A 19998-nucleotide genomic window follows, 5' to 3' on the forward strand; every position below is an offset into this window, starting at 1 on the left:
ACGCTATGCCCGCGAATTATCGCGCATCTGGGCGAGATGGGCGGAAATGGAATACTGGAGAAAAGCATTGGGGGGATCTGAACCTGCAGGGCAGATAATCCACATATACAAGTATTTAGCCATTAAAATCAGATAGTTACCCAAAAATAACTTTTTCACAACAAATGCTTGACGCACCACAGGCAGATGCCTAATATACCCGGCCTCAGCGCAAGCTGAACCGTTCCGCCTTAGCTCAGTTGGTAGAGCAAATGACTGTTAATCATTGGGTCGCTGGTTCGAGCCCAGCAGGCGGAGCCAAAAACAAAAGCCCTCGATATGCAAATATCGGGGGCTTTTTCATGGAGCGACCCAATGAGCAGCGCGCGGCGCTGCATAATCATTGCGTGAAAGCTGGCGCTTCCACCTAATTCAACCCCTGCAGGCGGAGCCAAAAACAAAAGCCCTCGATATGCAAATATCGGGGGCTTTTTCATGGAGCGACCCAATGAGCAGCGCGCGGCGCTGCATAATCATTGCGTGAAATCTCAAGTTTGTCACCCTGAGCGCAGCGAAGGGTCTAAAAACACTTGAACCGGGATTCTTCGCTGCGCTCAGAATGACAGGGAGGCAATGAATTCAAAAGGGCGTAATCCACCAATGAACACTCAAGCCCAGATCGCCGCACTGCCCAATATCTGCTAAAGCCCTGAACATATAGACGCTGATGCACTTATGATGTATTTTTACATCACAAATGCACTTACAGGAATGACAGTTATGGCAGGCACTCGCGCAAGTTTATCCATTTCTACGCCGAACGAATCCTGGCTTCAATCTCAGATTGATAGTGGTGAGTACGCAAACCGCAGCGAAGTGGTCAACGATCTCATTCGCAAGGCGCGGGAGAAAAATCGTGAAGCGGAATATATCCGCGCCAAGTTGATTGCCAGTGAAGGATCAGTAGAAGATAAGGGCTGGGTCGCAGAATCATCGCAGGATATGCTCAAAGGATTCAAGGAAAGAGCACGTCGCAGTGGCAATCTATAGGGTTTCACCGAACGCAAAGGATGACCTGGAGCGCATCTGGCACTACGGTGTCGAACACTGGGGCATGGAAGCTGCAGATGCTTACCATGAGGCTTTTTTTGTACACTTTGCTGAGCTGGCAGAACAACCGTACGTCTACGCTGAAAGTGATATTCGAACAGGCTACCGGCGAAGTTTATGCGGTAAAGACAGCGTCTTTTATCGCATCAATGGAGGCACAGTAGAAATTATGGCCGTTCTCGGTAAACAAGATACGCAAGGCTGGCTCTAAGCGGTAAGTTGTAAGTTGTAAGTTGTAAGTTGTAAGTTGTAAGTTGTAAGTTGGCTACTGGTGAATACTCCAATTGTTGAATACTATTGCGTCTTTTTTTAGCCAGTTCCAGATCCGTCACTGGGGTTTTCTTTGCCTTCTTAATGAACCCGTGCAGCAAAACCATAACAAACCTCCGCTGAAAGCCTGTCACCCTGAGTACAACGAAGGGTCTCTATACCGGGGTTCTTCGCTGCGCTCAGAATGACAGGGGTCAATGGATTCAAGATACCCATGCCTAGCGCACAAAACGAGACCCCCAACACACTACCAACCTTTTTCGCGCCCCTGCCGTCAACCTTTTTGCACCACCAGTCGTTTTTCAGCCCCGATAAGACTACAATACCGCCAGCCATAATAAGCCCTATAAATGCTAATGGAGTAGTTAATGATCGAGCAGTTGCTGAACAGTTCTCGCGCCACCAAACGCCTGATTTCTGTCACCTACGATGTTATTGCCCTCTGTGCAGCCTACTTTGCCGCCAAGCTCCTTCGCCTTGGGGAAGTCACCCAAACAACCAACACCGAACTGGTGTGCCTGGCCGTCACCGTTGGCCTGACCGTACTCCTGCATATTCGCATCGGCCTGTACCGGGCCATTTTGCGGTTTATTGGCCGCGAGGCAATCTTGCGCATACTCACTGGCGTAGGCGCATCGGCTATCCTGCTGATTGCATTCAGCTTTTTCTTCCACCTCAGCACCCCACGCAGCATCCCGTTTATTTACCTGTTTGCCGCCTTCTTTGCCATCGGCGTTCCCAGGCTGCTGATTCACAGCCTGTTTCAAGTGCGCTTCAACCGTGGCCGCCAGAAAGTGATTATTTATGGGGCTGGCTATACCGGTACACAGCTGGCCCTTCAGCTAAACCTCGGCACCAGGTACAAAGCCATTGCCTTTGTGGATGACGACAAAACCCTTCACGGCACCACCATAGAAGGCCTGACCGTTTCTTCCCCCAAAAAAATCAAAGGCCTTATTGAAAAACACAACGCTACCAAAGTACTTTTGGCCCTGGGCGACACCCCCCACACCCGCCGCAAAGCGCTGATTGAACAATTGCAACAGGTACGGGTTCAGGTACAGACCGTACCCCCGGTATCAGACATCCTTAGCGGAAAAGCCAAATTGCAGGAAATACGCGACGTAGATGTAAACGACCTGCTGGGCCGCGACCCCATCCCCCCCAGACCGGAACTGATGAATAAGTGCATCTCCGGCAAAGTTGTGATGGTCACCGGTGCGGGTGGCTCTATTGGTTCAGAGCTGTGTCGGCAAATCATCAAATCCAAGCCAAGCAAGCTGATCCTGCACGAGCTGAACGAATTTGCCCTGTACTCCATACAACAGGAGCTTTACCGCAACAACGATGCGGTTGACCTGGAAATTATCAGTCTTCTCGGCTCTGTACAGAACAAAAACCGCCTCGAAATTATCATGAACACCTACGGCGTACAGACCGTATACCACGCCGCTGCCTACAAACATGTACCCCTGGTGGAACACAATATTGTTGAAGGTGTTCGCAACAACGTCTTTGGCACTTTTCATACCGCCGAAGCCGCAATTAACGCCGGAGTAGAAACCTTTATTCTGGTATCTACCGACAAAGCCGTTCGCCCCACCAACATTATGGGCGCATCCAAGCGCATGGCCGAACTGACCTTGCAAGCCCTGCAAACCCGCGCCCCTGAAATGTGTTTTTCCATGGTGCGCTTTGGCAATGTGCTGGGCTCGTCCGGCTCCGTTGTGCCACTATTCAGGCGGCAAATTGAACGCGGCCAGCCCATCAGCGTGACCCACCCGGATATTATTCGTTACTTTATGACCATTCCCGAAGCAGCCCAATTGGTTATTCAGGCAGGATCGATGGCCAAGGGCGGAGAAGTGTTTGTTCTGGATATGGGCGAGCCGGTAAAAATCGTCGACCTGGCCAAAAAGATGATCCACCTCAGCGGACTGACTGAAAAGACCCAGGATCAACCCAATGGCGATATTGAAATTCAGTTTTCAGGACTGAGGCCTGGAGAAAAGCTGTATGAAGAATTGCTGATTGGCAGCAATGTTAGCGGAACGGATCATCCACGGATAATGATGGCAAAAGAGTCCTTTCTGAGCTGGAAAGAAACCAAGGATATTATCCAGAAACTGGACATTGCTTGTCATGATTTTTGCTGTGAGACAATTCAGGAAATTTTGTTAAAAGCGCCTACGGAGTTTCATGGTCAGCATGCATTGCAGGATTCTATTTGGAAGGAGAGTTCGGCAACTGTGCCTGCTGGGTTGGTTAACTGACCCCTTACTTCTTTCTACTCCTTTACCGCATCACCCGAGCCATGTCCCAAAGCTGTTTGGAATATATATTTAAAGTAATTCAGCCAATTCAGGTTTTCCAACATTTGCTTGTCAGTTTTTGCCAACAATTTTGGTGTAGACATATCAATATTATTGATTTGCGCTAAGCCTGTAATACCCGGCAAAGCATCGTAAACACCAAGAGCTGCTCTTTCAGCAATTAATTCTTCCTGATTAAACAAGTTAGGCCTTGGACCAACAAAACTCATATCTCCCTTAAGAACATTTATTAACTGAGGCAATTCATCCAGTTTCGTTTTTCTCAAAAATGCCCCCAACCTTGTAATTGAGTCTTGCGAAGACAAATGGCTGGCAACTGATTTAGTCCCAACACTCATCGTTCTAAACTTCACCAATGTGAATGGTTTTTGGCCTTTCCCCACTCTTGTCTGCCTGAATATCGGGGAGCCTGTATCAAAAAAACCGACTAACACGACTAAAAGCAAAACAGGCAGCGCAGCCAACAATCCAAGCAGAGCCAAAAAGAAATCTAAACAACGAAGCATATTTAATCTTTCTCTAACAAATAATCGGTAACAGTCTTTTTAAAGCCATCATCAACTGTGTAAGGAGGCTTCCAGGTCAGAATATTTTTGGTAACTTCTATATCAACTTGCAACGAATCCACAATTCTGCCAACAACATCCTTTTTCCCAAAAATCAGACCCATAACCTTCAAAATAAATACTGGCACAGGAATAATCCAGGCAGACCTGTTGAATGCCTTAGCAAGCCGCCTGATCACTGCTTTGATAGAAATATCTTCGTCATCAGATACAAGTAAAGTTTGATTAGCAGCCTTAGGGTGATCAATGCAAGTAACAACCAGATCAACCAGATTATCTACGAACACCATGCTTCTTTTATTATTGATACACCCGAAAGGCAGTGGCACTCTTTTATGAGAAAGGCGAAGTAGAGCTAAAAAATTCGCCCCAACACCTGGGCCATAGACCAGCGGCGAGCGAATGATTACTACTTCCATCCCGCTTTCTTTTGAAATTTCATGCAAGCCAATTTCGGCCTCGTGCTTGCTGATAGCGTATGGATCAGCAGGTGAACACAGGTCGCCAGAGGAAAATTGTTCGCCTGGATTTGTGTATTCACCATTCACCTTAATGGTGCTTATAAAAATAAAGCGTTTGACGCCTGCTTTTGCTGCTTGCATGGCTAGATTCAGAGTTCCGAAGGTATTGGTTTCTCGGTAAGCCTTCAGTGGATCTGATGCATCATCCGACATGATATGCGCACGGGCTGCACAATGTATAACAATATCGCCTTTAGATAACACTGAGAGATAATTTGTTTCAGAATCAATGTTGGCTTCGTAGAAAGTCACTCCACTCAAGCCAGTAGATTTACGCCCTATGGCCAATAGGTCATATTCATTTAATTTTGAAAGGATATGGCGGCCAACAAACCCCGTAGCACCAGTCAAAATGATTTTCAAAGCGCAACCTCACCATTTCCCCCGAATGAAATAATATCTGCAGCCATTTCTCGCATAATATTCTCACGCAAATACTTTTCAATGAAAGAAGATCGATCTCCCTCTCCCATCTGCATGCTATCCAAAGCTCGAGTGCCTTCTTCCCAATCTCCCGGAGAGAACACTACTGAATTATTCACTTCTTCTTCAATAAACTGCGCAGCAAAACCACTTACTCCTGCCAATATAGGCTTACCCATAGCAGCATATTCAAATATCTTTGAAGGGAGGACCTTTTTGAAAGCAGGATAATCATTCAAATGGAGGAACAAAACGTCTGAACTCTGATACTCCACAATTAAATCTTCCCTATTTACAGGCCCAACCACCTCAACGTTATTAACTCCCTCTGCCCGCAAAGCTTCTTCTAAAGCACTTCTTCGTCCACCATCCCCAATTATTTTAAAGCGCACCTTGCCTTCCACCGCCTTTGCCAACAATGGGATAATTGTATGAAGGCCTTGCCCTTCCCCTATATTTCCAGCATAGACCACCCTGATAACATCTCGATCACACCTTTCCTGAAGCTCAATTGATCGATCCTGACAAGTTCCAATGAATTCACTATCAATACCATTAGTGAACCACCGATAATCAACTTTTGGATATCGACTTAAAAAATATGGACGAAATCCTTTGGATACTAAATTAATTCTCTTCGCCGAGCCAAAAGAATATCTCTCGATCATTCCAAACACGGGCTTTATCAAAACCGCCAGTGGCTTCGGTAACACATCCTTAATTGTATCCACAAAAATATCTCTTATATCGAGGTATAAGGGCACATCAAATGATCGTGAAATACGAGCACCCAAAAAAGCAGTCATAAGTCGAGAACTAGTAGCATATACAACATCATACTTGCCACTGTGAGTTAACTTTTTAACCTCTCGATAATAGGCCAAAAATGCCTTAGCTTGATCAAGCATGCCGCTACTGTGAGAAGGTAGCTTAACCCTATGAATATTAATCCGATCATCTATCTCATGAGCTTCTGCTTCTGAAGAAAATGTTGTGTAGCGATTTGGGAGAGTTGTCAGCACATCTAGGTGAACATAATCATGCTTCACATTCACAAGTTGATCAACAAGAGAAGAACAACGAAATGAACCTGCACACAAATCAGGACGAAAATAGAATGATAGGATAAGAATATTCACAAATCATACTTCTATACAAATTTGAAAGCACACAGTTGAGTCACTTCTTTGCATTGGAATGATTAGCTTTTGATTGGCCAAGCTAACACCAAACTCCGGATACCAAGTTGCATCCTCAATCAATACAGGCTGATCCGAAATGACATTAATACGCTTCTGTCCCGGAAGAATTAAAGCAACCTCCACCTCTCCTTGTCGCTGCACAGTCACTTTAGGATGAAGGTGAAAGTGTACTTCTGCCCTCTGCCAATGCCCCTCCAGATTATCTTTAACAGTCAGGCCAGTGGGTGAGCTAATCAACTTTCTACTATGAATAACTTTTCCAGGCAGCCGCTTATAACCATCATGGCTTGCTTCAATTACAACTTTCTTACCATCAAGGTATGCGTTTTTCAAACTAGCTTTTGCACGACGTGCCACACGAAACCCACCCCAAACCTCTGACGAATCCTCATCATCAACCACAACAGTGTTGTGGGCAGCAGTTTGGCGCTGCTTCAATCTTTCTTTGCTAACACCATACATTGAGGTGCCCGAATTAACTAAAACACGCTGCTGATCTACTGACCATTCAACACTCAAGGTATCGGCATGAGCATGCCCCGGTAGATAATCAGGGCCAATTGGACCATGATCGAAAAAAGTAGAATGCCTGTAATGGGAAACCCGGCTATATCCGCTTTCTTTCAGAACATTCAATGGAGCCTTAAATTCTGATGTGCAACCCAAACCCAAATGACTGGCATAATCCCTAATTTTTTGGGGCGATGCAGCTATACCAATGGCAGCATCGTTAAAAAAGCTAACCTCTGCATCAGGATGACTCATCGTCTCCATCCAACTGATTGCTTTTAATGCCAGACCAGACCAATCATTCAAGCAAGCTTCTAGTTCCACCGTATTACTGAGCCTCGCCAGTTGAATTAAATCTAGCAAGTCCCACAACAGGATATTATGGTACATTGGACTTCGTTCAAAATGTCCCCCATCCGAGAGAAACTGCTCATGCAACTCAGTCTTTAAAACCTTCAGCCCCATCTTCAAATATTTTTCCCCGAACCCTCCAAGCAAAAAACTACCCACAAAAATGAGAGCTTTTGCATTTGCAAAAAGATGGTTACCTAAGATGTGATATTCAAGGCGTTTTGCTAATACATCGGCTTGCTGCCGGATACTGCCAAGTAAAAAAGGATCTCGATACTGTTGCCGACTGAGCCACTTAACCCAATTCACCAGCCGTAATGAAATCGGGTACGGCTCCCAACCATTCCCCAAAGGAGCTGGGTTTTCTTCTACCCAGCGCTTCATCAGCTTATGATGAAGTTCCCCGCGCTTTTCATTTTCTTCCGCGTTAAGGTCATCAAAATAGTGAAGATTATATAACCAAAGCTTACTTTTCTTACTGCAGTTCCACCCTGTCTCATCGGCAATACTTCCCCACTCTCCCAAGAAAAAAAAACTATCTTGATCAAATAACGACTGTTGACTAAAAGATCGCCCACACCATACAAAGTCATGAGCCTCAATTTCATCAACGGAAAATGACGTAACACTCACTTTCGTCAAGCCATAATATGCCCGAAACAAAAATTGCTCCCAACGCAGATATTTTAAAGTATTGTAGTATCTAGAAATACTAGCCATAAAATAAAGGCACCATTGTGCCCTCTCCAACTATTTATTTAATCCTAGTATCGAAGAGAGTTAGCAATCTCTATAGAAACTCGTGACACCTCTAAAATCTCCTCAAAGCTGATTGGAGAGCTCGTGCCATTCTTTATGGCGCCAACAAATGCCTCTGCACAAGCCAATTGTCCTTTATCTTGGGAAAAGCCACCTTGTTTGGAAAACCCAGTCCAACCATATCCTTTTAGCTTACGGAAATTATCCAGCTGTAAGACTGCATCATCACAAAAAACTTCAACTCTTTCTTTGGGGAAAGCTTTTCCGCCATTAGCAAAGTAATGAATTGAACCAACCGAACCATCTTCAAACGAAAGGGTGATAATTGCTTTATCATCAGTAATTTGAACACCATTCTCACCTCCAATTTTAACCGCATTCCAGCCAGTAATTTTGGCTCCAACGAGAAAACGCATCAAATCAATATAGTGACATGCCTCACCAACTATTCGCCCTCCGCCAACGCTTGCATCCTGGGTCCAGTGATCAGCAGGAATACTCCCAGCATTCATAGTCATAATAAAAGTTTTCGGAGCGCGCTTTGATGAAAGCAACTCCTTCATCTTCAATACATGAGGAGAAAAACGGCGATTAAAACCAACCATCAAATGCTGCTGCTGGCCACTGGCATGAGCTAAATGGTAAGCAGACTCGACTTCTGCTAGCTCTTCCAGATTGATAGCAAGCGGCTTTTCTACGAAAACGTTTTTCCCGGCAGCCAGCGCCCGGGAAACAAAGCGGGCGTGGGTGTTATGACGGGTAACGATGGCCACCGTATTGATGGCACTATTGGTCAGCATGTTATCCACATCAGTAGAGGCTTCAGCAAAGCCGGCCTTTTCACCGTGAATCACGCCATTGATGCCGCCTGCAGTTACTAATGTATGGAACTGAGCGCCGGCTTGCTTGAAAGCTGGGATCAGTATGCGAGAGGCATAGTTACCGGCGCCAATCATACCCAGTACAGGCTCGTTGGCCTTGAAGCTGACATCGCTCTGCAAAGCCAGGCTGCGCTTATGGCGGTTGGCCGGCTCTGAGTCGTATTGCAGCAAAATACCCAGCACAGCTTTGTCTGTGGTCAGCAGCTCATAAGCCTTGGGCGCCTCTTCAAAAGCAAACCGATGAGTAATGAGCGGTTTCACATCCAGCTGACCGCTGGCCATCATATCCAATACTGCAACAAAGTTACGCTGTTCTGTCCAACGCACAAAACCTACAGGGTAATCTTGGCCTTGCTCTTCGTATGCCGCATCGTAACGGCCCGGTCCATACGAACAAGAGACTTGAAAGCTCAGTTCTTTTTCGTAGAAATCTGCGCGATTAAGTTCCAGCCCGGTGACTCCTACAAGCACAATACGTCCACGTTTGCGGCACATGCGCGCTGCTTGAGTGACAGGCTCACTTGATTTTGTAGAGGCAGTTATAAGCACAGCGTCTACGCCCTGGCCGCGACTAAACCCCAGACCGGCAGCCAATGGATCTTCACCTTTACCTGGGTTACAAGTTTCGGCACCAAACTGTCTGGCAAGATCTAACTTGGCGTCATCAAAGTCGATGGCCAGTACTCGACAGCCTTGAGCGCGAAGTAATTGAACTGTTAGCAGGCCAATCAAACCAACACCTGTGACAACAACACTTTCACCTAAAGTGGGTTGTGCAAGGCGAATACCCTGCAGGCCGATACTGGCAACCACAGTGAATGCAGCTTCTTCATCCGTCACGACATCTGGAATTTTAGTAGTGAGATTTTTTGGCACTTTAACAACATCCGCATGAGGTCCATTGGATACAACTCTATTTCCAACTTTAAATTGATCGGCACCTGGACCAACCTCAGATACAACGCCTACATTGCAGTAACCAAGCGGAAGTGGTTGGGAAAGTTTGGAGCGCACTGCCTCAACTGTAGTCAACAAGCCATCGGTCGCAACTTTTTCCAGAACCATCTTTACTTTATCTGGCTGTTGACGGGCTTTATCCACCAGGTTTGATTTGCCAAAATCAACCAGCATACGCTCAGTGCCAGCAGAGATAAGCGTTTTTACGGTATTTATAATGATATTACCCGTTGAAGCGACTGGGGTTGGAGCTTCTATAGCCAATGTTTCACCGCTATTTAAATTCTGTAAAAGTTGAATCACAACTTAACTCCTGATTCATCGCCATCAATAAATATGCGCATCCAAATCTCAAGACACAAGAGTGCAAATATTGGATAAGAGTAATCGTGCTTACCAGCACGATCTTCTATAATCAATTGACGTACCTTCTCATAACTAAAGATACCTCTAGCTTTCAAGCTCTTTTCACTTAAGACATCATCTACCATGCCTTTCAGCTCTCCTTTCAACCAAGCCCTAAGTGGGGCCCCAAATCCAGACTTCGGCCTATATATGATATCTTTAGGCAAAAAACTCTCCGCAGATTTTTTTAAAATCCACTTCCCTTGCCTCCCCCTTTGCTTGTCGCTAGAGCTAATTTTTGCCGCAGCACTGGCTACTCTAGCATCTAAAAAAGGAACTCTAACCTCAATGCTATGTGCCATGCTCATCTTATCAGTATAATTAAAATTGTGATCGACCATAAAGTAACGCCGCTCCAAATAAAGCATTCGCTCAAGTCGATCGCGAGACTTTACCTTTTTCATGCTATCGAGAATTTCTTTCATGGGGTTGTCGCTCAGCTGACTTTTAACCTCAGGAGTCATCAAGCTGTTTACAACCTCAGGATTCACCCAATAAAAATAGGAGAGTATTCTCTCATCACCTGAAAAATCCGCATAAGAAAATGCTTTAGACAATCTCCTCAGCCTGGGGTCTTCCTTAGGAAGACTTATAGCAATAGCTTTTAGAAAAGACCTAACAGGCTTGGGAAGCCACGACCAATATCGTTCAGACTTGATCGCATAGTGCCTTCGATAACCTGAAAAAACATCATCACCGCCTGCCCCCGAAAGCAAAACTTTCACACCCATTTCCTTAGCTTTTTTGCAGATCATGGAGACATTTAATGGCGCAGGATCAGCTTGAGGTTCATCTAGATGATATAGCATAGATCTTAAATCGGAGACGATATCTGGGGTTGCTTCAACAATTGTTAACGGACAACCTAAAGTGTTCGCAACCTTTTTTGCGTACGGCAAATCATCAGAAAAACCATCATTGTCGCCTCCCTTTTCCACAGATTTAATAGTAAAACAGGGAAGTTCTTTTCCTGATTTCTTGCAAGCCATGGCTACCAACAAACTAGAATCCAGACCTCCAGACAAAAATGCTCCTAGCGGCACATCAGACACCAACTGGTCTGCCACACTATTATCAAGCGCAGAAATCACAGAAAATTTAGAGCTTTCAACATCACCAATCGGATTATATTCAGGCCAAGACCAATATTCTTGGCATCTAACAACTTCAGCATTCTTTACTAACAAATATGATCCTGGTTCTAATTTTTTAACTTGCTTCAAAATAGTTTTTGGGCCGGGCGACCAGAGAAACACAATGCTTCGAAAAATTGCATCATAGTTAATTTCTCGTGACACAGAAGGCAACTTTAACAGCGATTTAATTTCACTTGCAAAGAAAAACCCTTCTGAGTTTTTTACATAGTATAGTGGCTTAACACCAAAATGATCGCGGGCTAAAAACAGGTGATTTTTTTCAGAATCCCAGATCGCAAAGGAAAAAATTCCATTCAAATGAGAAAGCGCATCCTCTCCAAAATGCAAATATAAATTCAGAAGAACCTCAGCATCGCCATTTGAGGTAAAACTATATCCATTACTGGCCAGCTCATCTCTAAGTTCTCTGTAGTTGTATATTTCTCCATTAAAGACTATACACGCGCGCCCACTCACATCCCAAAGGGGCTGATTACTAGCACTGGATAAATCAATAATACTCAGCCGTGAATGCCCAAGATGGACAGTTCCATCAATTGAAATACTACCCTGATTATCAGGCCCTCTATGAGACATAGATTCAAGCATATCCTTCATAAGGCTATCAGATATATTACCAACACCTCCAACTATTCCACACATAAAAAATCCAGTAATGATTACAAGAATAAATCAAATATTTTTTTACAATTAGCTTCGCGCTGATGATTTTCACGAACAATCTTCAGCGTCTCCTTTGAGTGTTCAGATATTAACTCGGGTGACTCTATGTACTTTTTCATGTAGTGCTGTAGCTCTTTTTCAGAACCAACAGCAGCGATATATCCGTTTTGACCATGCAGAAGGCTACCCGATATACCTCCCACATCAGTAGATATTGCCGGCAGTCCGCTCGCCATGGCCTCAAGCAAACTATTTGGAAAACCTTCTGCGTATGTAGGAAGAACAAATACATCTGACGAAGACAGCTCCATTGCAACTTGTTTATATTCTAACCATCCAAAAAAATCGACAAATTCTTTCAAGTTATTCCGTCTGACAAAATCCTGACAGTCTGACATCAACCAACCATCGCCTATTATTTTCGTTTTTAATCGAAAGCCAGAGCTAACCAAGCTATTTACCGCAGATAAGAGTTCTATTATACCTTTCTCCTTAACTACCCAACCAACAAAACAAAAAGTCACAAAATCCTTTTCAAAAACTTTCTCATCTTGAATTTCAACGTGTTCAGGCAACCAATTTTTTATTGTTACAACTTTGTTTTTTTTAATTGCCAGCTCATCAAAAAGAATATTCCACTTTCCTCCTTGAACCCCAATGTATGTCGGAATTCGGAGCAAATTACAAATAAGAAGTCGACTAAATTTAGACTCTAATTGCTTAAAAAAAAACCCATCTCGAATTAGAATCAAAGTAGGAACCCTATAGAAGCGACACAACAATGTCGTGAAGATTCGCTCGTAAAAACTAAAACCAGCACCAGAAAATATAATAGCACCATCAATTTTATCATCTCGGATAATACAAAAAGCCTGCTTTACTCTATCTACACCCTTGATTAATCGTTCCTTGAAAGGTGGCACAGGAAAGCTGTTTTGCCGAGTATCAAGGACATGGAGGAATATCGAATTTCTTTTCGCATAAGAATGTATACCTATAGAAGCAGTTGTCTGGCCTCCCGCGTTAACATCAGATTTTTCAACGCCTGCACCCACAAATATAAAGCTTCGCTTCACTACTTTACCCCAAACTCAAGTTTGTTATTGTTCGCCCAGATCGTAAAATTAAGCAATTTCCAAAGCATAAACCCTCTGTCTTGCACACCAGAAACATGCTTATCAAGCATAAAATCAATATATTTTACATTGAGAACACCAGGGTATTTCCTGCTGAACAGAGATATATTATCTTTAAGTAATGGCAAAAGACTTGTTTTAATCCAGTACTCATATGGCACACCAAATCCCTGCTTTTTAGCGTACAAAATCTCGTTAGGCACAACGCCCTCTAACGACTTCTTCAAAAGCCATTTAGTTTTTCCTTTTTTAATTTTATCTTTCGCTAGGATAGACAAGGAAAAATCTATAATATCATTATCAAGAAATGGAACTCGAACTTCTACACTGCTAGCCATTGTACTCTTGTCGACTTTCTCCAAAAATATATCTGGCAGTATTATAGACATATCCGTCATCAGCATAGCGTCTATTAATGAATGCTCTGAAAAAATTTCAGAGACATGTCTGTAACGCTCGAATGGATCAAATCTAGCAATTATCTCCTTATACTCTTCGGAAAAAATATTTAAAGGGGAATGTCTTTTAGACTCCACTGTTAAAAGGAGAGCCATTAGTTCAGCCCTATCACCCACAGCTAAACAATCCAGATAACGCTGAACTCGATACTTAAGTGCTCTCGAAGGGAGCAAATTGTTGACTGGTTTTAAAAACCTAGAAAATATTTTTAATAATTTGTAATTATGCAAGGTATTGTATCTTTGGTATCCTCCGAATAACTCATCACCACCGTCACCCTGAAGAATAACCTTAACTTCATTTTTTATATTTTGAGTAGTTAGATATAAAGGAATATTTGCAGCATCAGAGAATGGAGAGTCATGATGAAATACCATTTTTTCGACGACATCAGCAATTTCTCCACCAGATATATGTAATTCATGATGTTCAGTACCACAGAGATCTGATATTTTTTTTGCACGATCCAGTTCGCTTATCTCTTTTTGAAAGTCAAAAGCAACCGAGAATGTCTTTATTGGATTATTAGAATGCCGAGAAGCAAAACATGTAATTGCTGAGCTATCTACACCACCGGACAACATAATACCAATCGGTACATCCGACACCATCTGTCTCTTGACTGATGCTGATATTAAGTCGGTAAGTTCACTAATTTTTGAAGCCGGAAAATTATTCGAAACCCCATTATTCGATGAATCTTTAACTGCCCAATAAGTCGAGTAGCCCAAACTCCATGACTTCAAGTCAATCCGCAGAAAGGATCCAGGCAACAGACTATTCACCGTTTTAAGTAAGGTTTTATCACCGAGCGAAGCTCCATAGTAACACCACTCTGAGATCGCCTTGGAATTAACACCCGACAATATCTCATCCCCGACGGGCAGGCCTTTTATCTCTGAAGAAAACGCCAGCCCTTCATCTTCCTCTACAATATATAGCGGCTTAATTCCTATCCGATCTCGAACCAACCAGACAACTTGATCTTTAAGATCATAAACTGAAAAAGCAAACATTCCATTGAGCATTTCGAAAGAGCGATCACCAAATTTAGCAAACAGTTCTAATACAACTTCAGTATCCGTCTGACTTTTGGTAGAAATATTATACTTAGTTACTAACTCCTTATAGTTGTAGACTTCACCGTTATATACAATCACATAACGACGGCAAGCCGAATACATTGGCTGATGTCCAGCGTCAGAAAGATCAAGAATACTCAAGCGAACCTGCCCTAACACTGCTTGACCGAGAACCTCAACACCTAAATCATCAGGGCCTCGATGTCTTATATTTTTTAGACCTCCGAGCACCTCTTCCTTTCTTTTAGCAATACTAGCTTTACTAACGAATCCGTTTATACCACACATAAATACTTACCCAAGTATTTCAATATGTTTTTTTAATTGATTATTATCAAATCGACTACCAATTTTTTTTGCTGGTACACCTCCAACAATTGAATAAGGCTCAACATCCCTGTTGACCAATGCCCCTGCAGCAATCACTGCACCGTCGCCAACAGAAACACCTTTCAATATTATTGCTCCTGCACCAACCCAAACATCATTGGATATAATCACAGGTTTATCATTTTCTGGCTCTTTATCTTTAACATCAAACATATAACGTCCGACAGTTTTTATATTATGATCTCCACCCATAATAGTAACGCGCGGACCAAACATAACTTTATGCCCTATTTTTATTCCACTTTCACTCGCGTTAAATATAGCCCCAGGACCAATATAAACATCGTCAGAAATATCGATAGTTTCGTAACTAAAGTTGTCAAAAGGATTAAATATCAACCCAGAACCATAACTTTTAAAACGACGAGCCATTAAAATCATCAATAATCGGCGAAATACTCGGTATACATAATCAATAATTTTCGCTATTTTTTTCACCACAATCATCTCGCTTCTTAAAATTTAAAATTATGTACGAAAAATATATTAATATATTGATTTGAAAAGAAAACTTTGACATAAAAAATATTTCTTTCAAATTCATTATGTAGACCAAAAGGACCATAAACAAAGGCAACGAACAGACATAAACATAACGCCGATCAAAAAATGACGGCAGCAACTTCAAAGCCATCATCAAATAAAAAAATACATAAAAAAACAACCCAATAAGACCATAGCTCCAAATTACTCTAAAATAGCCAATATCTGTCCAAATTTCATAATATGTATTATTTTCTATATAGCTAGATTTTCCAAACAAAAGATGCGCCCATTCATTTGGAATAATAAACATTTCCAAAAGAGCACTTACTGTATCATCTTCCAAGTTACCCGTTTCGTTAAAGTTAATTAGCGTTTTGAACGTCCTTCTAACAGCTATTTCCAAGTAAATAGAATTATCACCGAACACACCCGAGAAAAGCGGAATTAAAAAAGTAGCTGCCGCCAAGATTAGCATGATACCGAGATTTACTCTTATTGGGATATGCAAATTCATCAACAACCGAATTGCTGCTATTGATGAGTAAAAAAGCAATCCTAGAACTAAAGGAATAAACCCAGATCTACCTGACAATATAATGGAGAAAGTAATCGCAATTATAAAAAGTAAAGCAACCCCTTTATGACGCCCTTCCTGCAGGAAAAGCAGATAAAAACCAATTAGCCCTCCGAGACCTTGAACATACGATATCTGGGCTCCACCACCTCCACTTAATCCAGCCATCCTGAACATTTTATTATATTCAAGCTGTTCTTTCGCGAATGTAAACTCGTATACAAAGCCCCTAAGCTCAGGAATCGCAAATTGCGCAACCATCAAAATAGCATGCACACCAATAGATAAGAAAACCAACCAAACTATTTTATGGTAAATACATGCATAATTTAGAAAATATTTTTCACGGTAAAAATCAACTATATACCTAACAAGAAAATATCCACTTAGAAATATAACAGCTATTCTTATAGGGCGAAATATAGCTCTGTAGCCGATATGAATATTGTCCATGTCAAAAAAAGTAGTATTTAATATTGATAAAAACAATATACAGACTAAAATTACTAGCGGCCGATAGACATAAGAGGGGCAACTCCACCCCTTTACAACTAATGTATAAAGAACAATGACACTTGAAAGTAAAAAGCTAACATCTGAAATTTGACCCACTCCCAAATCAAGAGTAGGCCCAAAAATAAAAACAAAAAATAGCAAAAATACAATAAAGTTCATCATGTTTTTTTCTAATACAAAAAATAAAGAACGCCAACTTATAAAATTTACCCTCTAGTACCAAAAATATCATTCAAAAAATACAAAATGATACTTCTAGTATTAGATGCGTAATATTATATATAACGGCCACACAGGTGAATAAGGTTAATCTTTACATACAATTGGCAGTCAGCTTATCAATTCATAAAAACACCAAACATATAAATTCAACTAAATTAACTGGCGTACTTTATGCTCCTATAAAATTTAAAATTAACAATAGCTGAAAGACAGTAACTAACAAAAACACCAACAGCAGCACCCAAAATTCCTATACGGGAAATCAACAAAACAGAAATACACAACCCAGAAAGACCAACTAATAATGTAAACACGGACAAAGATAATGATTTTCCATTCTTTATCCAGTATGGGGATACTATTGAGCTGTAGGTGTAAGGCAAAAAGGCCGCACCCAAAATCAAATAAACAAAAATGGAACCTTCAGAAAAATCCAGATAGGTAGTAATTGGTCGCCAAGCCAAGACGGATATCGGAAAAACCAAAAAATATATTAAGCATATACCTCTAAACAACCTCATCTGTTTTTTTAACAAATCAGTAGTTTTAGAAAAAATGACATCCTTATGCTGAAACATTTGAATTGCCTGTGGAAGCAAACAAAGTAGCGCAAATATCCTGCTAATCAAATCATATTCAGCGACAGCTTCAAGCCCCATCATCATATTTACTAAGACAACACTAAAGCTCGTGAACATCACGCCACCCAGTGTATCGATATGAAGCAAAATACCAGACTTAACCAATAACAGAGCTACCTCAAATGAAGGGGCCGCCCATCCAATAATTTTGATAACAAACAAAAAACCAACAAAAAACTCCAAAAAGTACATGCTAGCAAGAACTTGCAGAAAGACTTCAAACCCTGCATCTAACAAGTAGACTGACACTAAAGCTAAAACAACTGCACTATTAGCTGTTAGTGACAAAAAGTTATATATCTTCATGCAACCAACCAATGAAAATATATAAGGCCCTACTTGCACCCATATGTAATAAAATGCAGCTAAAGAAAATAATGACAAGTGAAGAAGCTCTAACTCACCATAAATTGATGGATAAAAATAAAAAATAGATAGATGCACACAATATGAAAGGCAACCTAAAATTAGAACCCCAAAAATAGCTGTAATATAAATAGTAGGCAATGTTTCTTTATTATTTTTATAGCGCTCAACTATCGACATCAAACCTTTTCCGATAGTCAACGATGAAATTGCACCGATTAATCCCGCAATAGCAACAAGTGCTGCAACTACTCCTCTTGCATCCACACCATAAAAATCTAAAGTCAAAAAAATTATGATAAATTGCACTGCTACAGTTATATAGCGAGCCAGAATAGTAGTTATCACTTTACCGCCTTAGACGATCAGCCCATATAAAAAACAACTTACGTCCGAGATAAAACCAAGAAATCAAAACTGGAATTTCTTTTAAATGAAATATTATTCTATGCAAATAACTTAGAAAAACTCCATCTTTGCCACTTAAAGTAATGAAGCGATTAAAATATTGAAACTCTTTTAACTCCAAAGCTCTCAGAGCACTTTCAAAATAAATTCGAGATTTTGCATACATCCTATCATGTAAACTTCCGCCAAAGTCTGCTGAAATATCGACAGTTAATAGTAAATCTTGGCAAACAGTAGTGATTTTTTCATAATTAGAAAATACCACACTAGATGGACTAATCCGGTACTCTCCAAGAACTTCGTCTATAAAGCCTATCACTCCATGTCGCGCATGAATTAAATGCATCAACCAGTCGAAAATAATCTTAGTAGGCAATTCTAATTTGATATCTTCTATTGTACTTTTTCTGAACATCTTTGAACTGTGACAGAATTGGACGCCATTTCTAAGAAGGCTAGAAAAGGTAGCTTCTTTAAACTTTACTCTTCCATTATATCTTCGAAGAAAACGCCCTGTTCCATCTTCAAAAACTTTCATATCATGGCAGCAAGCACTAAACTTTGGATTAGCATCAAGGAAGTCGCACTGCACCTGTAACTTATCTGGCAACATCAAATCATCGCCATCAAGATGTGCTATGTAACGTCCTCTACAACGCGATAGAACATCAATATAATTTTGATTAGCACCTACATTTACAGAATGTAAAACAGCAACAATCATTTCTGGATATTTACTCTGATATTCTAAGATAATATCCTGAGTACCATCAGATGAACCGTCATCACCTACAACAACCTCAAACAAAAAATCTGTTTTTTGAGAAAGAACGCTTTCAAGCACATCACGCAAAAAACATTTTTGATTATAGGTAATAATAGCAACACTAACTTTAGGCTGTTTCATCAACAGCCTCCAAATCAACTTTTACGTAGACTTTTTTATTTTCTTCATCATAGAAATAGGCATTTTTAAAATCTCCGTGGCTCAATGCCCTCAATAGATCTATATGCTCTCTCATACTACCTACATGATCTAAATTGAGAGAACACAAGTCATTAAAATCATCAGGAGAATTATAATTACCATAACAGTCCAAGTCCTGAGGAAAATATTGGCTTCTTAGAATGTCAACTAAGTGGCGATCCAGTAACTTTTTCTCAACCTCTATTACCTTATTGTAAAGAGACAACGAAGTATCCCAAGAGTCAGCCTTAACTTGTTTCTGATAGAGAATAGCTCCATTGTCTATCTCTTCATCCATAAGATGAATCGTAGCACCAATAGGTTTTCGATTAATAATGGAAAAAACTTGTGGATACCATCCTCTATTGTATGGATTGAAGCCAGGATGAATATTTATACACGAAATGTTATTTACCAGATTCGCTGGAAAAATTTGTTTGCAATGTGCAGATATAATTAAATCATATTGCCTAATCAATAAATCAGCTTCGGCCCTCACATCTACCTTTTTCATTCCACGTTTAACGAGTTCTTCAGGTGATTTATTAATTGCACTATAACTGAATTCAAAATTCGCCAATGAGGCAATATCTGATCTGATAGATAGAAATTTAACATGATCTATCAAAACTGAATTATCAGAAACCACAAGTACTTTTATCAT

The 19998-nt window shown here is 41.2% G+C and carries 17 protein-coding genes and 1 tRNA gene; 4 read left to right on the forward strand and 14 right to left on the reverse strand.

Annotated elements, in window-relative coordinates:
* Window positions 1-224 precede the first annotated feature (224 nt).
* The 3 genes from ACVBEJ_RS03050 to ACVBEJ_RS03060 all read left to right on the forward strand — a co-directional run bounded on the left by ACVBEJ_RS03050 (window position 225) and on the right by ACVBEJ_RS03060 (window position 1300).
* Window positions 225-300, forward strand: a tRNA-Asn gene (locus ACVBEJ_RS03050).
* A 459-nt stretch (window positions 301-759) separates the two neighbouring features.
* Window positions 760-1029 (forward strand): ribbon-helix-helix domain-containing protein, encoded by a 270-nt coding sequence (locus ACVBEJ_RS03055; protein WP_447128123.1) that lies wholly within the window; start codon window positions 760-762, stop codon window positions 1027-1029.
* Complete coding sequence (locus tag ACVBEJ_RS03060) at window positions 1016-1300, forward strand: type II toxin-antitoxin system RelE/ParE family toxin (RefSeq protein WP_447128124.1); 285 nt, start codon at window positions 1016-1018, stop codon at window positions 1298-1300. The genes ACVBEJ_RS03055 and ACVBEJ_RS03060 overlap by 14 nt, the downstream gene beginning before the upstream one ends.
* Here ACVBEJ_RS03060 and ACVBEJ_RS03065 read toward each other — a convergent pair.
* Window positions 1257-1466, reverse strand: a complete 210-nt coding sequence (locus ACVBEJ_RS03065) for a type II toxin-antitoxin system RelE/ParE family toxin (protein ID WP_447128125.1) — start codon at window positions 1464-1466, stop codon at window positions 1257-1259. The two genes, ACVBEJ_RS03060 and ACVBEJ_RS03065, sit on opposite strands and share 44 nt — an antisense overlap.
* Before the next feature lie 261 nt (window positions 1467-1727).
* Here ACVBEJ_RS03065 and ACVBEJ_RS03070 point away from each other — a divergent pair, with 261 nt between their 5' ends.
* A complete protein-coding gene (locus ACVBEJ_RS03070) occupies window positions 1728-3632 on the forward strand; it encodes a polysaccharide biosynthesis protein (protein WP_447128126.1) in 1905 nt (634 codons plus the stop codon).
* 14 nt (window positions 3633-3646) lie between these two features.
* Here ACVBEJ_RS03070 and ACVBEJ_RS03075 read toward each other — a convergent pair whose 3' ends face one another.
* The 13 genes from ACVBEJ_RS03075 to ACVBEJ_RS03135 all read right to left on the reverse strand — a co-directional run bounded on the left by ACVBEJ_RS03075 (window position 3647) and on the right by ACVBEJ_RS03135 (window position 19998).
* On the reverse strand, window positions 3647-4198 hold the full coding sequence (locus ACVBEJ_RS03075) for a sugar transferase (RefSeq protein WP_447128127.1): 552 nt from the start codon (window positions 4196-4198) through the stop codon (window positions 3647-3649).
* Between the two features lie 2 nt (window positions 4199-4200).
* On the reverse strand, window positions 4201-5142 hold the full coding sequence (locus ACVBEJ_RS03080; protein ID WP_447128128.1) for a UDP-glucose 4-epimerase family protein: 942 nt from the start codon (window positions 5140-5142) through the stop codon (window positions 4201-4203).
* Window positions 5139-6341, reverse strand: a complete 1203-nt coding sequence (locus ACVBEJ_RS03085; RefSeq protein WP_447128129.1) for a glycosyltransferase family 4 protein — start codon at window positions 6339-6341, stop codon at window positions 5139-5141. The genes ACVBEJ_RS03080 and ACVBEJ_RS03085 overlap by 4 nt, the downstream gene beginning before the upstream one ends.
* Before the next feature lie 3 nt (window positions 6342-6344).
* Complete coding sequence (locus ACVBEJ_RS03090) at window positions 6345-7985, reverse strand: heparinase II/III family protein (protein ID WP_447128130.1); 1641 nt, start codon at window positions 7983-7985, stop codon at window positions 6345-6347.
* 44 nt (window positions 7986-8029) lie between these two features.
* Window positions 8030-10165: a bi-domain-containing oxidoreductase gene (locus ACVBEJ_RS03095; protein WP_447128131.1), complete on the reverse strand. Its 2136-nt coding sequence runs from the start codon at window positions 10163-10165 to the stop codon at window positions 8030-8032.
* Window positions 10162-12066, reverse strand: coding sequence for an asparagine synthase (glutamine-hydrolyzing) (asnB, locus tag ACVBEJ_RS03100; RefSeq protein WP_447128132.1), 1905 nt, complete (start codon window positions 12064-12066; stop codon window positions 10162-10164). The genes ACVBEJ_RS03095 and asnB (ACVBEJ_RS03100) overlap by 4 nt, the downstream gene beginning before the upstream one ends.
* Before the next feature lie 17 nt (window positions 12067-12083).
* Window positions 12084-13163 carry a glycosyltransferase gene (locus tag ACVBEJ_RS03105; protein WP_447128133.1) on the reverse strand — a complete coding sequence of 360 codons (1080 nt, stop codon included), beginning with the start codon at window positions 13161-13163 and terminating at the stop codon, window positions 12084-12086.
* On the reverse strand, window positions 13163-15052 hold the full coding sequence (gene asnB, locus ACVBEJ_RS03110; RefSeq protein ID WP_447128134.1) for an asparagine synthase (glutamine-hydrolyzing): 1890 nt from the start codon (window positions 15050-15052) through the stop codon (window positions 13163-13165). Before asnB (ACVBEJ_RS03110) ends, ACVBEJ_RS03105 begins: the two co-directional genes overlap by 1 nt.
* 6 nt (window positions 15053-15058) lie before the next feature.
* Window positions 15059-15601, reverse strand: coding sequence for an acyltransferase (locus ACVBEJ_RS03115; RefSeq protein WP_447128135.1), 543 nt, complete (start codon window positions 15599-15601; stop codon window positions 15059-15061).
* Window positions 15567-16892: a hypothetical protein gene (locus ACVBEJ_RS03120; RefSeq protein ID WP_447128136.1), complete on the reverse strand. Its 1326-nt coding sequence runs from the start codon at window positions 16890-16892 to the stop codon at window positions 15567-15569. The genes ACVBEJ_RS03115 and ACVBEJ_RS03120 overlap by 35 nt, the downstream gene beginning before the upstream one ends.
* 215 nt (window positions 16893-17107) lie before the next feature.
* Entirely contained in the window at window positions 17108-18307 is a 1200-nt protein-coding gene (locus tag ACVBEJ_RS03125) for a hypothetical protein (protein WP_447128137.1), read from the reverse strand.
* 1 nt (window position 18308) lies between these two features.
* Window positions 18309-19274, reverse strand: a complete 966-nt coding sequence (locus tag ACVBEJ_RS03130) for a glycosyltransferase (protein ID WP_447128138.1) — start codon at window positions 19272-19274, stop codon at window positions 18309-18311.
* Window positions 19261-19998: a dTDP-4-amino-4,6-dideoxyglucose formyltransferase gene (locus tag ACVBEJ_RS03135; protein ID WP_447128139.1), complete on the reverse strand. Its 738-nt coding sequence runs from the start codon at window positions 19996-19998 to the stop codon at window positions 19261-19263. The genes ACVBEJ_RS03130 and ACVBEJ_RS03135 overlap by 14 nt, the downstream gene beginning before the upstream one ends.

The organism is Porticoccus sp. GXU_MW_L64, assembly GCF_052983295.1.